Here is a 16,434-nt window from a genome sequence, read left to right on the forward strand (position 1 = left end):
TTGAGTGTTAAATTTACTTTTTCACGTTGTTTATATGTTTTTTGATCTGTGCTGATGGATATTTTTTCTGAATCATCATAATGTGCAAAGAATATTCGTTCTGCTAAGGGCCTATTTAAACTATCTATAAGTGTAATTGTTGCTAAGCCTTTAGGAATATCATCTAGTGGGATTTTAGCAATCATATTGTTAGAAACCATATTAAATGGAGTGTTTAAGAAACTGGTTCTGAAATTGTGAATCAGAATAGTAAATTTTTTAAATCCATTACTTTTTAGATTTATTCTTAACGTATCTTTAACAATAGCATCCTTGATTGTTAATGTTAAACCCTGCTCAATAGAACTAGGCAAATGGTATACTGTGTCAATAAGACCTGAATGCACTAGTTTAACCATGTAATTATCACCTTTTTCTGGTGTTAAGGTAAATTTTCCAATGCCATACTACTGGTTTCAATGGTATCAATTATTTTTTGATTTTTATATAGAAGTGCTTTCAATGCTAATGGCATTTGCTGTTGATCTTTAACTTCCCAACCGATACTAGATGTTAAACCAGCAACCAAATTTCCGCCTTCTGGGTAAAATTTAACAATTGCTTTGTTTTTAATTTGAGGCAAAGCTAAATTAATAAAGCTGCTATCTTTTTCGGATTTTAACTTCACATAAATATTCGGATCTGCTAAATTAGCTTGTGGTGTTAAGGTAATTAAAGATTGTCCAGATGCATCTGTAAGCGTATTCTTCAGAACATTGCCATATTTATAACTTACCTGAAGTGGTTTAGGTAAAAAGCGATCGTCTTTTGTGGTGGCTGCAATTAAAACTTTATACGATTTACTTTCAGAATTAACTGCTTCTGCAAGTTTAATATTGGCTTTAAAAGCAGGATCAATGCTAGATTTAATTGTAATGTTTTGAAAGAATATTGCCTCTGGTAATCCATTTATTAATTTATCTGTGTATGCTAAAAATCGATAATTACCTGTTGGGATAGTATCGGGTAATGTTAAACTTCCAAATGATAATCCGTTATCAATCAAAAATTTATCTTCAAGTACTATTGCACTATCTGCATCTCTAATTAAAGCAACAGATAACATTTTATGTTTAATTGCTGCTGTTTTTGCTTCTTTGATTAAATAAGCAGTGAAGTAAGAGGTCTCATTATTTGAGTATACATTTTTATCAAAGTGCACAAAAAGATTACTAGTTGGATTTGCTAAAGCATACCATGACATTTTTTGTTCTAATGAATTTTGCGCAAATGTAGTTTGCAAACCAAAGCAAAAAAGAAAGACCAGAATATGGAAGCGCATTTGCTAAAGTTAACTTCTAACATTTAAATTTTCAAAAGTAAAAATTGGCGCATAAAAAAATCGGTTTCGTTTCCGAAAACCGATTTTCAATGAATTATAACGCTACTAGTATCCGAACAATTGTTCTAAAGTCAACGTAGTTACAGCTCCAAATTTCTGCATATCTTCCATTTTCACTTTTTTGTCTGAAGCAACAATTAAGTAAGTATATGGCTTGTTAGCTACTTTCTGAGTATGAAAATCTTTAATACTTGCAAAATTGATAGGTTTCAATTCTTTATATAAGTCCATTCTTGAATCATAATCGTAACCTAATTTTTTATCTGCAAAATAAGAATAGAAAATACCGTCTTTGGTAATGCGAGCAGTTTCTAATCCATTTAATACATTCGCTTTTGCTCCATCAAATGATTTATCACTTTGTGGTAAAATATTTAATAACTCATTCATTCCGTTAACTGCATCAGTCATTTTGTCTGCTTGACTACCAACATAAGCAATCATGCTATATTGTTTATCTGCTTTATCTGGCGAAACATATTGAGCAAAAGTTGAATAGGCTAAAGCTTTAGATTCTCTGATAGTTTGGAAAACGATTGAACCCATTCCTCCACCAAAATAACTATTAAATACTTCGATGTTTGCAGCATCAGTCTTATTATACAATCCAGTATTTCTTAACCAACGAATTTCCGATTGCACCATGTCATAATTTGCAAAGTATACTTGATTTGCATTTTGAGTAGCATAGGTATAAACTTTAGCTGGTGCTGCAGGAGTGAACTCTTTAGGCATTAAATGAACCTTTTTAATATCAGCTGTGAAAGCAGTTAAATCTTTAGGCCCATAATAGGTAATTACATGTTCGTAATTAGTTAAGTTATGAATAAGAGAAATCAAATCCTCAGCTTTAATATCATTAACCTCGGCATTAGTTAGTACATTATTAAATGGATTTAAACTGCCATATTGTGCATATGAAGTCAATGCATTCATAATTTGGCCTTTGTTCAACTTATTGTTTTCGCGACTTTTTAAGATGGTACTTTTAAGATTTGATAATGCTTTTTCATCAGCTTTTACATTTGCTAAAATGTGCTCAACCAAACTTACTGCTTTATCAAAATTTTCTTGCAAACCACTAATGTTTATTGTTGTAACTTCTGTCCCAACACTTACATTATAAGTACAAGCAATGTTATAAAATGCTTTACTCAATTCTTCAGATGTATATTTATCAGTGCCTAAAAAAGTTAAATAAGTAGAAGCATACGGCAACAATTTATAATTATTAGCGCCAATATTAATTCTATAACTCATTCTAAAAATAGCATTATCATTGTTTTTTGTCGTTAAAACTTCTGCTAAGCCAACTTTACCAAAAACGATATCCTTTTTGTAATCTAAAAATTTAGGTGCAATTGGTTTTACAGGTGCATCTAAAATACTTTTTACAAATGGCGATGTTAAATTTGCATTAGCATTAATAGGGGTAATTGCTGGTTTTTCTACTTTAATTACATTTTTATCTTCTCCTTTGTGTTTAAATCCAATTACGTAATTGTCTTTAAAGAAAGTATTAGCAAAGGCAACTAATTGTGCTTTAGTAATTTTAGCAGTCGCTTCTATCTCACCAAGGCTTTTATTCCATTCAGTGCCTCTGTTTAAAATAAATTCGTTCGATAAATTTTCTGCTCTATTGTTGTTGCTATCAAAAGCTTGTAGGAAACCTAATTTTTGATTTGCTACGATAGATTTTAATAATTCATCATCAAATTTACCTTGTTTTAAAAGTTCAACTTGCTCTAATAATAATTTAGAGGCCTGTTCTAAAGTTTGTCCTTGTCTTGGTGTTGCTGATAAATTGAACACGCCATAATCTTTCATTTGTTGATAGCTTGCGCTAGATCTCAACGTTTTTTGTTGCTTGTTTAAGTTAATGTCAATTAAACCAGCTTTACCATTAAATAAAACACTTTTGGCCAAATTTAAAAGTAAGCTCGATTGAGAATTTTCAGGGAAACCACGGTAATAAATTTCTACAGCTTCTGCACTAGGACCATAAACATCTACCTGTTGTATTTTTGTTAATGGCTTTTCTGGAGCAGGATTGTATAGTGTAATTGGTTTGGCAACCATATAACTAAAAGTCTTATCAATCTTTTTAATCATTTCATCAGGATTAAAATCTCCTGTAAAAATGGCTGCCATGTTGTTAGGCACGTAATATTTATTGTAGTAATTTCTTATTTCTATTAATGATGGATTTTTTAGATGTTCTATTGTACCAATGGTAGTTTGTTGACCATAGTTGTGAGTTGGGAATACCAATTCCATCATTGCCTCATCTAATTTATTACCATCGTTATCTAAACCACGGTTTTTCTCTTCATAAACAGCTTCTAATTCTGTATGGAAAATACGGAAAATAGGTTTACGGAAACGTTCACCTTGTAAAGCCAAAAATTTATCAACAGAATTAGAAGGGAAATCTTCATTGTAAACAGTTTCTTCGTACCAAGTATGTGCATTTGAAGAACTACCACCAATACCAGCAATCATTTTATCATACTCATTAGCAATAGAAAAATTAGAGGCTTCGCCTGAAGTTTTATCTATTTCCTTGTATATTTCTTTACGTTGAGCTGGATCAGTTGTCTTGTTGTATTTTTCATACAACGCATCAATTTTATCCAAATAAGGTTTTTCTTTTGCCCAATTTGCAGTTCCGAATTTATCAGTTCCTTTAAATAAAAGGTGCTCTAAATAATGCGCTAAACCTGTTGCATTTTTAGGATCGGTATTGCTACCCGCTCTCACACTCATTCTAAACTGAATGTTCGGCTCTTTTGTGTTTGGCGATAAAATTACAGTTAACCCATTTTTTAACGTGTAAAAACGCGTTTTAGATGGGTCGTTAGTTACATATTTGTAGGTGTAACCTCCAGATGCGGCTGTTTTCCATTGGTAAGTGGATTGCGCCATTAAGTTTTGACCTGTTATCAATAAACAGACAAGTAAGAGTAGTTTTATTTTCATAATGAATAAGTTATAATTCAAATATAAGCGGATAGCCTATACTTTTCATAAAAATAAACGAAAATTAATATTATCAGTTAGCTGATTTAAGCTTCCAATAATTTCTCGTATTTTTACAGTATGAAGAACGACACCAAAAAACCTACTATTTTAGTTGTTAACGATGATGGAATAACTGCTCCAGGCATTAAAAGCTTAATTGAAGTAATGCAAGAAATTGGGCATGTGGTAGTTGTAGCGCCTGATGGGCCTCAATCTGGAATGGGCCATGCCATCACCATTGGTAAACCTTTACGTTTCGATAAGGTAGATTTATACCCTGGAGTCGAGATGTACAAATGCTCTGGTACACCTGTAGATTGTGTTAAACTCGCTGTAAATAAAGTCTTTAAAGGTAAAAAGCCTGATTTATGTGTTTCGGGAATTAATCATGGACTGAACAATTCTATCAACGTTATTTATTCTGGAACAATGTCTGCTGCAGTGGAGGGGGCTATAGAAAAAATACCGTCTATTGGATTTTCTTTGGATGATTTCGCTCAAGAAGCCGACTTTAGTCACTGCAAAAAGTTCATTAAGACTATTGCCCTGAAAGTGCTAAATAATGGATTGCCAGAAGCGACTTTGCTTAATGTAAATTTCCCGAAAGGAGCAAATTTAAAAGGAATTAAAATATGCAGACAAGCAAATGCTAAATGGGCCGAAGATTTTGAAGAACGAACTGACCCTTATAAACGTCCTTACTATTGGTTAACTGGTGTTTTTGAAAACTACGATAAAGGCGAAGATACCGATGTTTGGGCTTTAGATCATGGTTTTGTGTCGGTTGTGCCTGTACAATTTGATTTAACCGCTCATCATGCTATTCCAATTTTAAATAGTTGGGGATTTACTGATACTAATGTCTCAAAATCTACAGTTAATAAACTGCTGGTCCAGACGGAAAAAGTTTAGGTTAATATCATGAATATAAGAATTAACGCTATAAAAAATACAGTTTGGAATGGCGTTGCAATTGGATTTATTACTCCAATAGTACCTGGTGTTTTAGTTTGGTTTTTAATGCAGCGTATTACAGTTTTACATCATGCCGACTTATTGCTAATTGGTTGCGTAGCGATTAATGCTTTTTTAATGAACTATTTTTTCAAGTTGAATAAAGATAACATTGGAAGAGGCATTTTAAGCATTACATTTTTATGGGCTTTTGCCTTCTTTTTCTATAAAGTTTAATACTGGATATTCAAAAATGAAATATTACCTCGTAGCTGGAGAAGCATCTGGAGATTTGCATGGTGCTAATTTAATGAAAGCACTAAAAAATGAAGATCAAAATGCAAGTTTTAGATTCTTTGGCGGCGATAAAATGCAAGCTGAAGGAGGTGAGTTAGTAAAACATTATGCTGAAATGGCATTTATGGGTTTTACGGAAGTAGTTCTCAATTTAAGAACCATTTTTAGAAATCTGAAAGTATGTAAAGAAGATATATTGGCTTATCAACCAGATGCCTTAATCCTGATAGATTTTCCAGGATTTAACCTTAAAATTGCTGAATTTGCTAAAGAACATGGCATTAAGGTTTGTTATTATATTTCTCCAAAAGTTTGGGCTTGGAATCAAAAGCGAGTATTGAAAATCAAAAAAGTAGTAGATCAATTATTTTGTATTTTACCATTTGAAGTAGATTTTTATCGAAAATGGGGGATGGAAGTTAATTATGTAGGTAACCCATTATTAGATGAAATTGCCCAATTTTCGCCAGACTTAGATTTTAGGAAAAATCAGAAGCTAAGCGATCAAAAGATTATTGCATTATTGCCAGGAAGTAGAAAACAAGAAATTGAACGCTTGCTTCCTGATATGTTAAATGTAACAGCTAATTTTCCTAACTACCAATTTGTTGTGGCTGCGGCTCCAACTTTTACATCAGCGTATTATCAACAATTTATAGGCGATAAAAATGTAAAACTTGTATTTTCACAAACCTATAATTTACTTCATTATGCAGAAGCTGCCTTGGTAGCATCAGGAACAGCTACTTTAGAAACTGCACTTTTTAAAGTGCCACAAGTTGTATTATATAGAGGGGGCGCTATTTCTGTGGGTATTGCCCGCTTAGTTATAAAAATTAGATTTATTTCATTGGTAAATTTAATTATGGATAAAAAAGTGATTACAGAACTCATACAGGAAGATTGTACAACAAAAAAAATCACTGCAGAACTAAGCTCAATTTTAAATGGCAGAGGAAGAGAAGTAATGATAAATGATTACGATTTACTATCCAAAAAAATGGGAACTGCTGGTGCATCTGAACGAACGGCAAAACTTATTGTTGGTTTTCTACGATAAAAATTATCGTTTTAAGAGAATTATTCTTCAATCAACTAAAATTTTAGGAATTTTTAAGAAAACACTTGTATAGTTTAATTGGAATAGATATTATTGCGTCCAAAAAAACATAGAAATGAAAAAAATCTTATTAATTCTCACAATCATTAGTTTAAGTTTTGCAGCGAAAGCTCAGTTTGAAGGTTCAAAACAAATTTTCGAAAGCCCCAAGTTAAAGTCAGAAATTGCTCAACACAAAATAGTCGCAATCTTACCATTCGACACCAAAATATCTTACAAAAAACAACCAAAAAACTTTAGTGCGGAAGCTAATAAAGAACAAGAAAAAACAATGTCTAAATCTATTCAATCTAGCATGTATACCTTCCTGTTAAGAAAAGGGAAAGATTATTCTGTAGAATTCCAAGATGTAGATAGAACAAATATTTTGTTAAAAAAAGCTGGTATGACAGATAAGTTAGATGAGTTTACTAAAGATGAGATCGCAAAGGCTTTAGGAGTTGATGCAATTTTAGGCGGCCGTTTTGAAACTGAGCAAACTAAATCAGAAGCTGGAGCAATTGCATCTGCTGTGTTGTTTGGAGGTCTTGGTGGTAAAACTGGAACGGGAACTTTAACTCTTACGCTAAATAATGGAGTTAGTGGAGATTTATTATGGCGCTTTTTTAAAACTATGGATGATGGTATCACTACATCGACTGATAATTTAGTAGAACGTATGATGCGTAAAGTTTCCAGAAATTTCCCTTACACAAAATAAGTTAGCTTAAAACGATATTGTATCAGAGAATTATAGTGAGATTGAAAATATTTAATTAGTAGTTTTACTAATTACTTAAGAAGGTAAATCAAATTATGAAAGCACTCTCTATAAAAGATATTGCACTAAAGGCCAATGTATCTATTACAACGGTTTCTTTTATTATTAATGGCAAGGCTAAAGAGAAATCAATTAGTGATGCAGTTATAAAAAAAGTTCAACAAATTATTATAGATAGTGGCTATAAACCAAATCAGATTGCCCGTAGTTTAAGAACGGGCAATTCTAACATTATAGGTTTAATTATTGAGGATATTTCTAATTCCTTTTTCTCTAGGATAGCTAGATTAATTGAAGATAAAGCTTACAAAAAGGGATATAAAATTATTTATTCAAGTACAGAGAATAATGTAGAAAAGGCGCAAGAGTTGATCAATCTGTTCAAATCTAGAAAGGTAGATGCCTATATTATTTCTCCAATAAAAGGTATTGAAGAAGATATTCAACTATTGTTAAATGAGCATAAGCCTGTTATTTTATTTGATAGAAATTTACCAGAATTGAATACCAATTATGTAGGTGCAAATCACTTTGTAGCATCTTACCAAGGCGTAGAAAGCTTTATTAAGCAAGGGAAAAAAAATATAGCGCTCGTTACAATTGATATTGATGTGCAACAAATTATTGAACGTTATGAGGGCTATAAAAAAGCATTAATTGATTACGCAATTCCTGTTGATGAAGAATTAGTACTTAAAATTCCTTTCAATCAACCTGAAATAGATACTATTAAACAGATTAAACATCTCTTCAAAGCAAAAAAAATAGACGCTGTATTATTTGCTACAAATTACCTCGCGATAAGCGGATTGAAGGTGCTGAAACAAATCAATAAGAAAATTGATGATCAATTTGCAGTAATTGGATATGACGATCATGAAGCTTTCGAATTACACACGCCGAGTGTATCTACTATTCAACAACCGTTGGAAGAAATTGCCGAAACAATTATTAAGTTAATTCTGAATCAACTCTCATCTAAGACTAAATTACCAGACCAACAAATCATTATTCCTGCAAAATTAATTTTAAGAAATTAAACCTTTTTCACGAATAAATTTGACTAAATATTTTGTGGCAAAAACATTTCTAGCGAATAAATAAGCTCATATTTTACCTTTTAGAATAGGCTATTTATAGCGTAAATCCACTGGTTTAAGTAACAAAAAAGTTACGTTAACAATTGTCGTACACAATTTTTAATCTTTATTATTGTGTTAATAAAACGTTTTAGTAATAGAAATTCCGATGAGGAATTATTTTTTAAACCCATTAGTAAAACGTTTTAGTTAAGAGTAACCAAAACTGTATGAAAAAATTTACCCTATTGGTAGTTAACTGCCTAATTTGTCTTGTACAATTAAAAGCGCAAGATAAAGCACCTGCTTATCCACTTATTAATCACGATACTTATTTCAGTATTTGGTCCTTTGGTAATAAACTAAATGAATCTGTAACTAAACACTGGACAGGAAAAGAGCAGTCTTTATTAGGAGTATTGAAAGTTGATGGTAAATTTTATCGATTCTTAGGTGCAGAAACTAAAAATTACAAAACTATTCTCGCGGCAGCGGATGAAGAGACTTATAGTGTAAACTATTCTTTTAACCCTTCAGTTACCGAAAACTGGATGAACGCTAATTACAATGATGAAAATTGGTCAAAGAGCGTTGCCCCGTTTGGTGATGATCAAACTGCAAAAACCAAATGGAATACTGATGAAATTTATTTTAGAAGGAAATTCTCAGTTCAAAATTTATCATCAGGTAAAAAATATTTAAAGCTTAACCACGATGATAATGTTATTGTTTATCTAAATGGTAAAACGATTTACCAAAAGCAAGCATGGGTACATGAATACATTTATATACCAATAGAAAATGGACTTTTAAGGTCCGGCGAAAACATTTTAGCCATCAATTGCAAAAATACAGCAGGTGGTAGACATTTAGATGCAGGTATAGTAGAAGAAATTCCAGAAAGCACGAAAATACTTTCGGCAGTTCAAACAAATGTTAAAATAGAAGCTACTACTACCAAGTATAATTTTACATGTGGTAAAGTTGATTTAGAAGTAACTTTTACTTCTCCACTTTTATTAAATGATATTAATTTAACGGCAAGACCAATTAGCTATATCAGCTATGCTGTAAAATCTAAAGATGCTAAAGCACATAAAGTTGATTTATATTTTAGTGCGTCGACAAATATTGCGGTAAATACAGCTAACCAACCTGTATCTGCATGGCAAAGTAAATCTTTAGGACTTGCTATACAAAAAGCAGGAACTGTTGAGCAACCAATGCTTAAAAAAAGTGGGGATGATGTTAGAATTGATTGGGGCTATATGTATGTAGCTGTTCCAGAAAATTTTAAAGCAACCCAATTTATTGCTGAGCAAAATGAAAGCTTAAGTGATTTTGTCGGTCAAAAATATCCTCAACCCAAAGAACGATTAAATACATCCAAACTTAGTTTAACAAGTGTAATTCCGTTTGGGAATATTATTTCCTCAGTCGAAAAATACATGTTATTAGGCTATGACGATGTTAAATCGGTAGAGTATTTCGGAACACAATTATTGCCAATTTGGAAAAAATCTGATAATCAAAATCTGGAATCACAACTTGCAAAGGCAAATCAGGAATATGTTAGTATAAAATTGAAATGCGATCAGTTTAATAAAAAACTATATGCCGATGCACTGAAAGCTGGAGGAAAATCATACGCAGATTTGTGCAAATTAGCTTATCGTCAAAGTGTTTCTGCTCATAAAATTGTGTATGCACCCAATGGGGATATTTTATTTCTATCCAAAGAAAATTTCAGCAATGGTTCTATAAACACAGTTGATATCACTTATCCATCAGCGCCACAATATTTATTATATAATCCAACATTACTTAAAGGAATGCTAAATGGGATTTTTTACTATTCGGAAAGTGGAAAATGGAAAAAACCTTTCCCAGCACATGATTTAGGAACTTACCCTTTAGCAAATGGACAAACTTACGGAGAGGATATGCCTGTAGAAGAGGCTGGAAATGTCATCATTTTAACTGCAGCAATTGCTAAAGTTGAAGGTAATGCGTCTTATGCTCAAAAACATTGGGATGTATTAACGACTTGGAGTGAGTATTTATTAAAAGAAGGCTTTGATCCAGCTAACCAATTATGCACAGACGATTTTGCTGGTCATTTAGCAAGAAATTCAAATTTATCAGTTAAAGCAATTGTTGCATTAGGCGCATATGCTCAATTAGCAAATGATCTTGGGAAAAAAGAAGAAGCTAAAAAAGTTAAAGATGCTGCTTTAGCAATGGCAAAAAAATGGATGCAATTAGCTGACGATGGTGATCACTACGCATTAACTTTTAACGACAAAAACACATGGAGCCAAAAATATAACCTGGTTTGGGATAAATTATTGAAACTGAATTTATTTCCCAAAGAAGTTTATAAAAAAGAGATCGACTATTATTTAACTAAGCAAAATGCATTTGGTCTACCATTAGATAGTCGTAAAACCTACACTAAATCTGACTGGATTATGTGGACTGCAACATTAGCAGATAATCAAACAGATTTTCAAAAATTCATTAATCCAATTTATCGATTTGCCACAGAAACTGAAAGTAGAGTTCCACTAAGTGACTGGCATGAAACGACCAACGGAAAAATGGTTGGTTTTCAAGCTAGGAGCGTGGTAGGTGGCTACTTTATAAAAGTATTAGCAGATCAATGGAATTCAAAAAAATAGCCTATGAAAAAACAGAAAATTAAGGACTAACCACCCAAAAATTAATTAAAAAGCAACCAACTATAAACTCTAAACTATGAACAAAAAATTTACTCGGCTCATTAAGCGCAAGCTTATGACAAAAAATAATGCGATTAAAATGAGCGCATTATCCATGGCAATTTGCTTATCATTAAATGCATCTGCAGATGCTATACATGTTAATTCATTTGTGCCAACAAAAAACAAAATTTCAAATCCAAAAGCAGATATCGTTGTAAGAGGTATCGTAAAGGATGAAAATGGGACTGGCATTCCAGGAGCAGGTGTAAAGGTGAAAGGCACTTTAACTACTGTAGCGACTGATATCAACGGCAGTTTTTCAATTACAGTTCCTTCTGAATCTTCTGTACTTATAATTACATATGTAGGTTATGAAACACAAGAAGTTACCGTCGGTACTCAAAAAACAATTTCAGTACAGCTTAAGCAAAGCAGTAGCAATTTAGAAGAAGTTGCAGTTGTTGGTTTTGGTACACAGCGTAAAGTATCCTTAATTGGAGCTCAATCTACTATTAGTGCGAAAGAATTGAAGCAACCAGTAGCGAGTATAACACAATCATTGGCAGGTAGAATTGCTGGTGTTGTTGGTGTGCAAAGAAGCGGTGAGCCTGGTAGAAGTGCAGCAGATATTTGGATTCGCGGTATTGCAACTTTTGGCGGTGGTACCAGTTCTCCACTAATTTTGGTTGATGGTGTCGCTAGAAGTATAAGTAATATTGACCCAGAAGATATAGAGTCTTTCACAGTGTTAAAAGATGCATCTGGAACAGCGGTGTATGGTGTTAGAGGTGCGAATGGTGTAGTAATTGTTAAAACCAAAACTGGTAAAGTAGGCAAACCAAGTATTTTCTTCGATTACAATGAAGGAGTAAGCACATTTACCAAAAAACCAGAAATGCTAGATGGTGTTACCTATATGAACTTAGCTAATGAAGCTTTAGTTGGTAGAGGTCAAGCGCCGAAATATGCACAAGATTATATTAACAATACAGCTGCTGGTACAGATCCATTAGTTTATCCAAATGTAAACTGGTTTGATGAATTATTTAATAAATACAGTCACAACAGAAGAGCAAATTTAAATGCAAGTGGCGGTGTAGATAATGCTCAATATTATGTTTCATTGGCATATTATAATGAAAGTGGTTTCTTAAAAACAGACGATTTAGCACAGTATAATTCTAAACTTGATTATAAGAGATACAACTTTACCAGTAATTTAAATTTAAAATTAACCAATACAACTAAACTAGATTTAGGTTTACAAGGGTTTGCATCTAATGGAAACTATCCAGGCGAAACTACAGAAAGTATTTTCGGATCAGCTTTAGATGTGTCTTCTGTAGAGTATCCAAAAATTTATCCTAATGGCTCTGTTCCTGGTAAAAGTTCTAATGGTGGTTTCCGTAACCCCTATGCAGATTTAACTAGAAGAGGTTACCGAACTGAATTTGCAACTCAATTATATTCAAATTTAAGGGTAACGCAAAGTTTAGAAGATTTGGTAAAAGGCTTAAATGCTACAGCAATGGTTGCATTTGATGCCAACAATTCAAATAGTATCAAAAGATCAAAAAGAGAGAGTACCTATTTTATTCAGAACGTATCTGGAACTACCTCTCCATATAAACCAGATGGATCTTTAAACTTAGTACAAACTTATACTAGTCCTGGTAATTACTTGAGTTTTGAACCAGCAAGAGGTGGTAATCGAAATTTTTATACTGAAGCTGCTTTAAATTACGATAGAGTTTTTGGTAAACACCGTGTTGGAGGATTAATACTTGGTTACACACAAGATTACACCAATCCATTTGCTGGTGATTTTACTTCATCAATTCCAGAAAGACAGGTTGGTTTAGCTGCTCGCGCTACCTATTCTTATGATGATCGTTATTTTGCTGAGGTAAACTTTGGTTACAACGGTTCTGAGTTATTTGCCCCATCAAATAGATATGGTTCATTCCCTGCTTTTGGTGTTGGATGGATTCCATCGAATGAAAAATTCTGGGAGCCTATTAAAAATACCATTTCGTTCTTGAAGTTTAGATATTCAGATGGTAAAACAGGTATCGGAAGTATTAACGGAAGAAGGTTTGCTTATTTAACATTGGTGGCAGATAATGCGACGGGTTATCAATTGGGTAAAAATTTCTCAAATACTGGTGGTATCAATGTTACTGATTATGGAATTGATATTATATGGGCGGAATCTAGAAAACAAGATTTGGGTGTAGAGATTAGAACCTTAAAAGATAATCTATATTTAATATTCGATTTATTTAAAGAGCAACGTACAGGTATTTTCTTACAACGTCAATCAATTCCAGGGTATGTAGGTTTAACAAATTCGCCTTACGGTAACTTAGGTGAGGTAGATAATCGTGGTTTTGATGCAACATTAGAATATAATTTTAAAGTTGGTAAAGTAGATATCGGTCTTCGAGGAACGTATACCTATAATAGAGATAAATTAATAAATGATGATCGCCCTGCGCAACCTTATCCTTGGATGAGTCATATTGGAGATAATATTCTTTCTCGTTACGGCTATGTAGCTCAAAAACTGTTCGATAGCCAAGCAGAAATTGATGCAAGTGCAACGCCTGGTTCAAAAGCAAGCATTAAACCTGGCGATATTAAATATGCCGATTTAAATGGGGATGGATTAATCAATGATTATGATAAAACTAGAATTGGTAGAGGAGATGTGCCTAATAATGTATACGGATTTGGCTTTACTGCATCTTACAAAGGTTTTGCTATTAGTACCTTATTTCAAGGCGTGGGCAATGCCGATATTATGCTAGGTGGTTCAGGTATATTTCCATTTAATGGGGGCGGTGGTTTAAGTAATGCATATGCTATTGCAACCGATAGATGGACACCAGAAAATCCTAGACAAGATGCATTTTATCCGCGTTTAGCTTATGGCGAAGCAGATAATACTAATAATACGTTAGAAAGCTCGTGGTGGGTTAAGGATGTAAATTTCTTGAGATTAAAAAGTGCTCAAATTAGCTACAACTTGCCAACAACATTTGCTAATAAATTATACCTGAAAAATGCAGCTATTTATTTAATTGGCTCAAATCTTTTAACATTTAGCAAATGGGATCTATGGGATCCAGAATTAAATACTGGTGGTAGAGCTAATGGATCAAGATATCCTTTGTCAGCTACTTTGTCTTTAGGCCTAAATGTTAAATTCTAATTCATACAATCATGAAAAAATATATTTATATCACACTTGTAGCTAGTTTAACACTAATTACATCTTGTAAAAAAGGTTTTCTTGATCAAGTACCTAACGATAGGTTAACACTTGAAGAGACTTTTACAAATAGAGCAACAGCAGAAAAATTTCTAAATAACGTGTATAGTCGTATTCCAGATGAATATGATCAAAGAAATCCGAATACAGGAAGAAATGCAGGTATTTGGACCAGTGCTTCTGATGAAGCAGAATACGTTTGGGGTTTTAACCAAGGTAACAATGTAAACATTGGAAGCTGGGACGCAAACACTGGATTTGTAAACGATTATTGGAATAATTTTTACAGAGGTATCCGCTCTGCTAGTTTCTTTATGGCAAATATTGATAAAGTTACGCAAGACATTACTCCTCAACTAGCTGTTCAATATAAAAATGAAGCAAGAGCGTTAAGAGCCATGTATTATTTTTATTTGGTACGTATGTATGGCCCAGTTGTACTACTAGGTGATAATGTAATTGAAGCAGATGCACCTTCTGAAAGTGTTCGTTTAGCTCGTAGTAGTTTTGATGAATGTATTACATATATCGCATCTGAATTGGAAGCGGCTGCAGCAAATTTGCCAACAACACCATCTAGTGATACCCAAGTAGGAAGAATTACAAAAGGAATGGCTTTAGCTTATCGTATGCAAGCTTATCTTTTAGCGGCAAGTCCTCTTTACAATGGAAATGCAGATTTAGCAACGCTAAAAAATAAAGATGGAAAACAATTAATTAGTCAAACTTACGATGCTTCTAAATGGAAAAGAGCATCAGATGCTTATAAAGCCTACATTGCTCAGTTTATTCCAGGAACTTATGATTTATATAGAAAAACAACTGGCGGAGCTTTAAACCCATATTTATCTTGTCGCGATGTATTTTTAGACAATTTCAATAACGAAATTATCATGTTTCGTGTAGAGTCTGCAATTGGTTCTAGGCAATATGAGTTAACTCCATATCACAGCGGTAAAAATTCAGAAACTAGAGGCTCTGGTGGTTTAGCTATAACACAAAATCAAGTAGATGCTTATTTCATGGCAAATGGCCGTAGTATCGATGATCCATTATCTGGATATGTAACTTCAGGTTTTACAAATTATCAGCCAGTTGGCGCACCAGCAGCAACAAGTACGTATAATCAATGGGTAAATCGTGAGCCACGTTTTTATGTTAATGTTACCTATCATAACAGTATTTGGTTAAATACAAATTTTGGAAACATCATTACCGAACTGAATAATAATGGTAATTCTGGTAAAGCAACTGGTGGTAATGACTACTCTGTTACTGGGTATATTGTTAGAAAATTCATGGGTCTTGGTAACTGGAATATTGGAAACCGACCAGTAATTTTATATCGCGTAGCTAATGTGTTTTTAGATTATGTAGAGGCGTTAAATGAATCTACTCCAGGTGATCCTGATATTGTAAAATATTTAAATCTAATTCGTGAAAGAGCGGGTATTCCTCTTTATGGACCAGGTGTGGATCAAATTCCTATACCTGCAGATCAAGCAGCAATGCGTATTGCCATTAGAAAAGAACGTCGTGTTGAGCTCTCTTTCGAAAACGTAAGGTATTTTGATACCAGAAGATGGAAAATTGCTGAAACCACAGACAATGGTCCAATCTACGGATTAAGTATAACCAAAAACTTACCAGATTTCTTAACCGTAATTCCTTTCGAAACGAGAGTATTTACTAAGAGACATTATTTATTCCCAATTCCATCAAAAGATGTAAATGCTGACGATTTAATGGTTCAAAATCCAGGCTGGTAATAAATTTATTTAAGGATAGTTTGTGTGTTACCTAGCACATAAACTATTCTTTATCC

At 33.0% G+C, this 16,434-nt stretch carries 11 protein-coding genes; 8 read left to right on the forward strand and 3 right to left on the reverse strand.

Annotation, left to right across the window (positions count from 1 at the left end):
* The 3 genes from WC622_RS02395 to WC622_RS02405 form a co-directional block, all read right to left on the reverse strand.
* Window positions 1-398 (reverse strand): hypothetical protein (locus tag WC622_RS02395; protein ID WP_372816915.1); only part of this gene is annotated, 398 nt, incomplete at its 3' end.
* A 23-nt stretch (window positions 399-421) separates the two neighbouring features.
* Entirely contained in the window at window positions 422-1,321 is a 900-nt protein-coding gene (locus tag WC622_RS02400) for a hypothetical protein (protein WP_372816917.1), read from the reverse strand.
* Window positions 1,322-1,426: 105 nt separating this feature from the next.
* Window positions 1,427-4,360 carry an insulinase family protein gene (locus tag WC622_RS02405; RefSeq protein WP_372816918.1) on the reverse strand — a complete coding sequence of 978 codons (2,934 nt, stop codon included), beginning with the start codon at window positions 4,358-4,360 and terminating at the stop codon, window positions 1,427-1,429.
* A 120-nt stretch (window positions 4,361-4,480) separates the two neighbouring features.
* Here WC622_RS02405 and surE point away from each other — a divergent pair, with 120 nt between their 5' ends.
* From surE to WC622_RS02445, 8 genes are all read left to right on the forward strand, one after another.
* Window positions 4,481-5,314: a 5'/3'-nucleotidase SurE gene (gene surE, locus WC622_RS02410; protein WP_372816920.1), complete on the forward strand. Its 834-nt coding sequence runs from the start codon at window positions 4,481-4,483 to the stop codon at window positions 5,312-5,314.
* A gap of 9 nt (window positions 5,315-5,323) precedes the next feature.
* Window positions 5,324-5,593, forward strand: coding sequence for a stationary phase survival protein SurE (locus WC622_RS02415; protein ID WP_372816922.1), 270 nt, complete (start codon window positions 5,324-5,326; stop codon window positions 5,591-5,593).
* Window positions 5,594-5,609: 16 nt separating this feature from the next.
* A complete protein-coding gene (gene lpxB / locus WC622_RS02420; protein ID WP_372816924.1) occupies window positions 5,610-6,713 on the forward strand; it encodes a lipid-A-disaccharide synthase in 1,104 nt (367 codons plus the stop codon).
* 115 nt (window positions 6,714-6,828) lie between these two features.
* Window positions 6,829-7,473, forward strand: a complete 645-nt coding sequence (locus WC622_RS02425; RefSeq protein WP_372816925.1) for a hypothetical protein — start codon at window positions 6,829-6,831, stop codon at window positions 7,471-7,473.
* Window positions 7,474-7,568: 95 nt separating this feature from the next.
* Window positions 7,569-8,573 carry a LacI family DNA-binding transcriptional regulator gene (locus tag WC622_RS02430; protein ID WP_372816927.1) on the forward strand — a complete coding sequence of 335 codons (1,005 nt, stop codon included), beginning with the start codon at window positions 7,569-7,571 and terminating at the stop codon, window positions 8,571-8,573.
* Between the two features lie 269 nt (window positions 8,574-8,842).
* A complete protein-coding gene (locus WC622_RS02435) occupies window positions 8,843-11,293 on the forward strand; it encodes a glutaminase domain-containing protein (protein WP_372816929.1) in 2,451 nt (816 codons plus the stop codon).
* 115 nt (window positions 11,294-11,408) lie between these two features.
* On the forward strand, window positions 11,409-14,549 hold the full coding sequence (locus WC622_RS02440) for a SusC/RagA family TonB-linked outer membrane protein (protein ID WP_372816931.1): 3,141 nt from the start codon (window positions 11,409-11,411) through the stop codon (window positions 14,547-14,549).
* Between the two features lie 11 nt (window positions 14,550-14,560).
* A complete protein-coding gene (locus tag WC622_RS02445) occupies window positions 14,561-16,378 on the forward strand; it encodes a RagB/SusD family nutrient uptake outer membrane protein (protein WP_372816933.1) in 1,818 nt (605 codons plus the stop codon).
* Window positions 16,379-16,434: the final 56 nt, after the last annotated feature.

The sequence above is a fragment of the Pedobacter sp. genome (assembly GCF_041662865.1).
GTDB lineage: Bacteria > Bacteroidota > Bacteroidia > Sphingobacteriales > Sphingobacteriaceae > Pedobacter.

What these genes read in the sequence shown, in the direction of transcription:
- WC622_RS02405 (WP_372816918.1), bottom strand. Translation starts at nt 4,360, where the DNA reads ATGAAAATAAAACTACTCTTACTTGTCTGTTTATTGATAACAGGTCAA.
- WC622_RS02400 (WP_372816917.1), bottom strand. Translation starts at nt 1,321, where the DNA reads ATGCGCTTCCATATTCTGGTCTTTCTTTTTTGCTTTGGTTTGCAAACT.
- WC622_RS02440 (WP_372816931.1), top strand. Translation starts at nt 11,409, where the DNA reads ATGACAAAAAATAATGCGATTAAAATGAGCGCATTATCCATGGCAATT.
- WC622_RS02425 (WP_372816925.1), top strand. Translation starts at nt 6,829, where the DNA reads ATGAAAAAAATCTTATTAATTCTCACAATCATTAGTTTAAGTTTTGCA.
- WC622_RS02435 (WP_372816929.1), top strand. Translation starts at nt 8,843, where the DNA reads ATGAAAAAATTTACCCTATTGGTAGTTAACTGCCTAATTTGTCTTGTA.
- WC622_RS02415 (WP_372816922.1), top strand. Translation starts at nt 5,324, where the DNA reads ATGAATATAAGAATTAACGCTATAAAAAATACAGTTTGGAATGGCGTT.
- WC622_RS02445 (WP_372816933.1), top strand. Translation starts at nt 14,561, where the DNA reads ATGAAAAAATATATTTATATCACACTTGTAGCTAGTTTAACACTAATT.
- lpxB (WP_372816924.1), top strand. Translation starts at nt 5,610, where the DNA reads ATGAAATATTACCTCGTAGCTGGAGAAGCATCTGGAGATTTGCATGGT.
- surE (WP_372816920.1), top strand. Translation starts at nt 4,481, where the DNA reads ATGAAGAACGACACCAAAAAACCTACTATTTTAGTTGTTAACGATGAT.
- WC622_RS02430 (WP_372816927.1), top strand. Translation starts at nt 7,569, where the DNA reads ATGAAAGCACTCTCTATAAAAGATATTGCACTAAAGGCCAATGTATCT.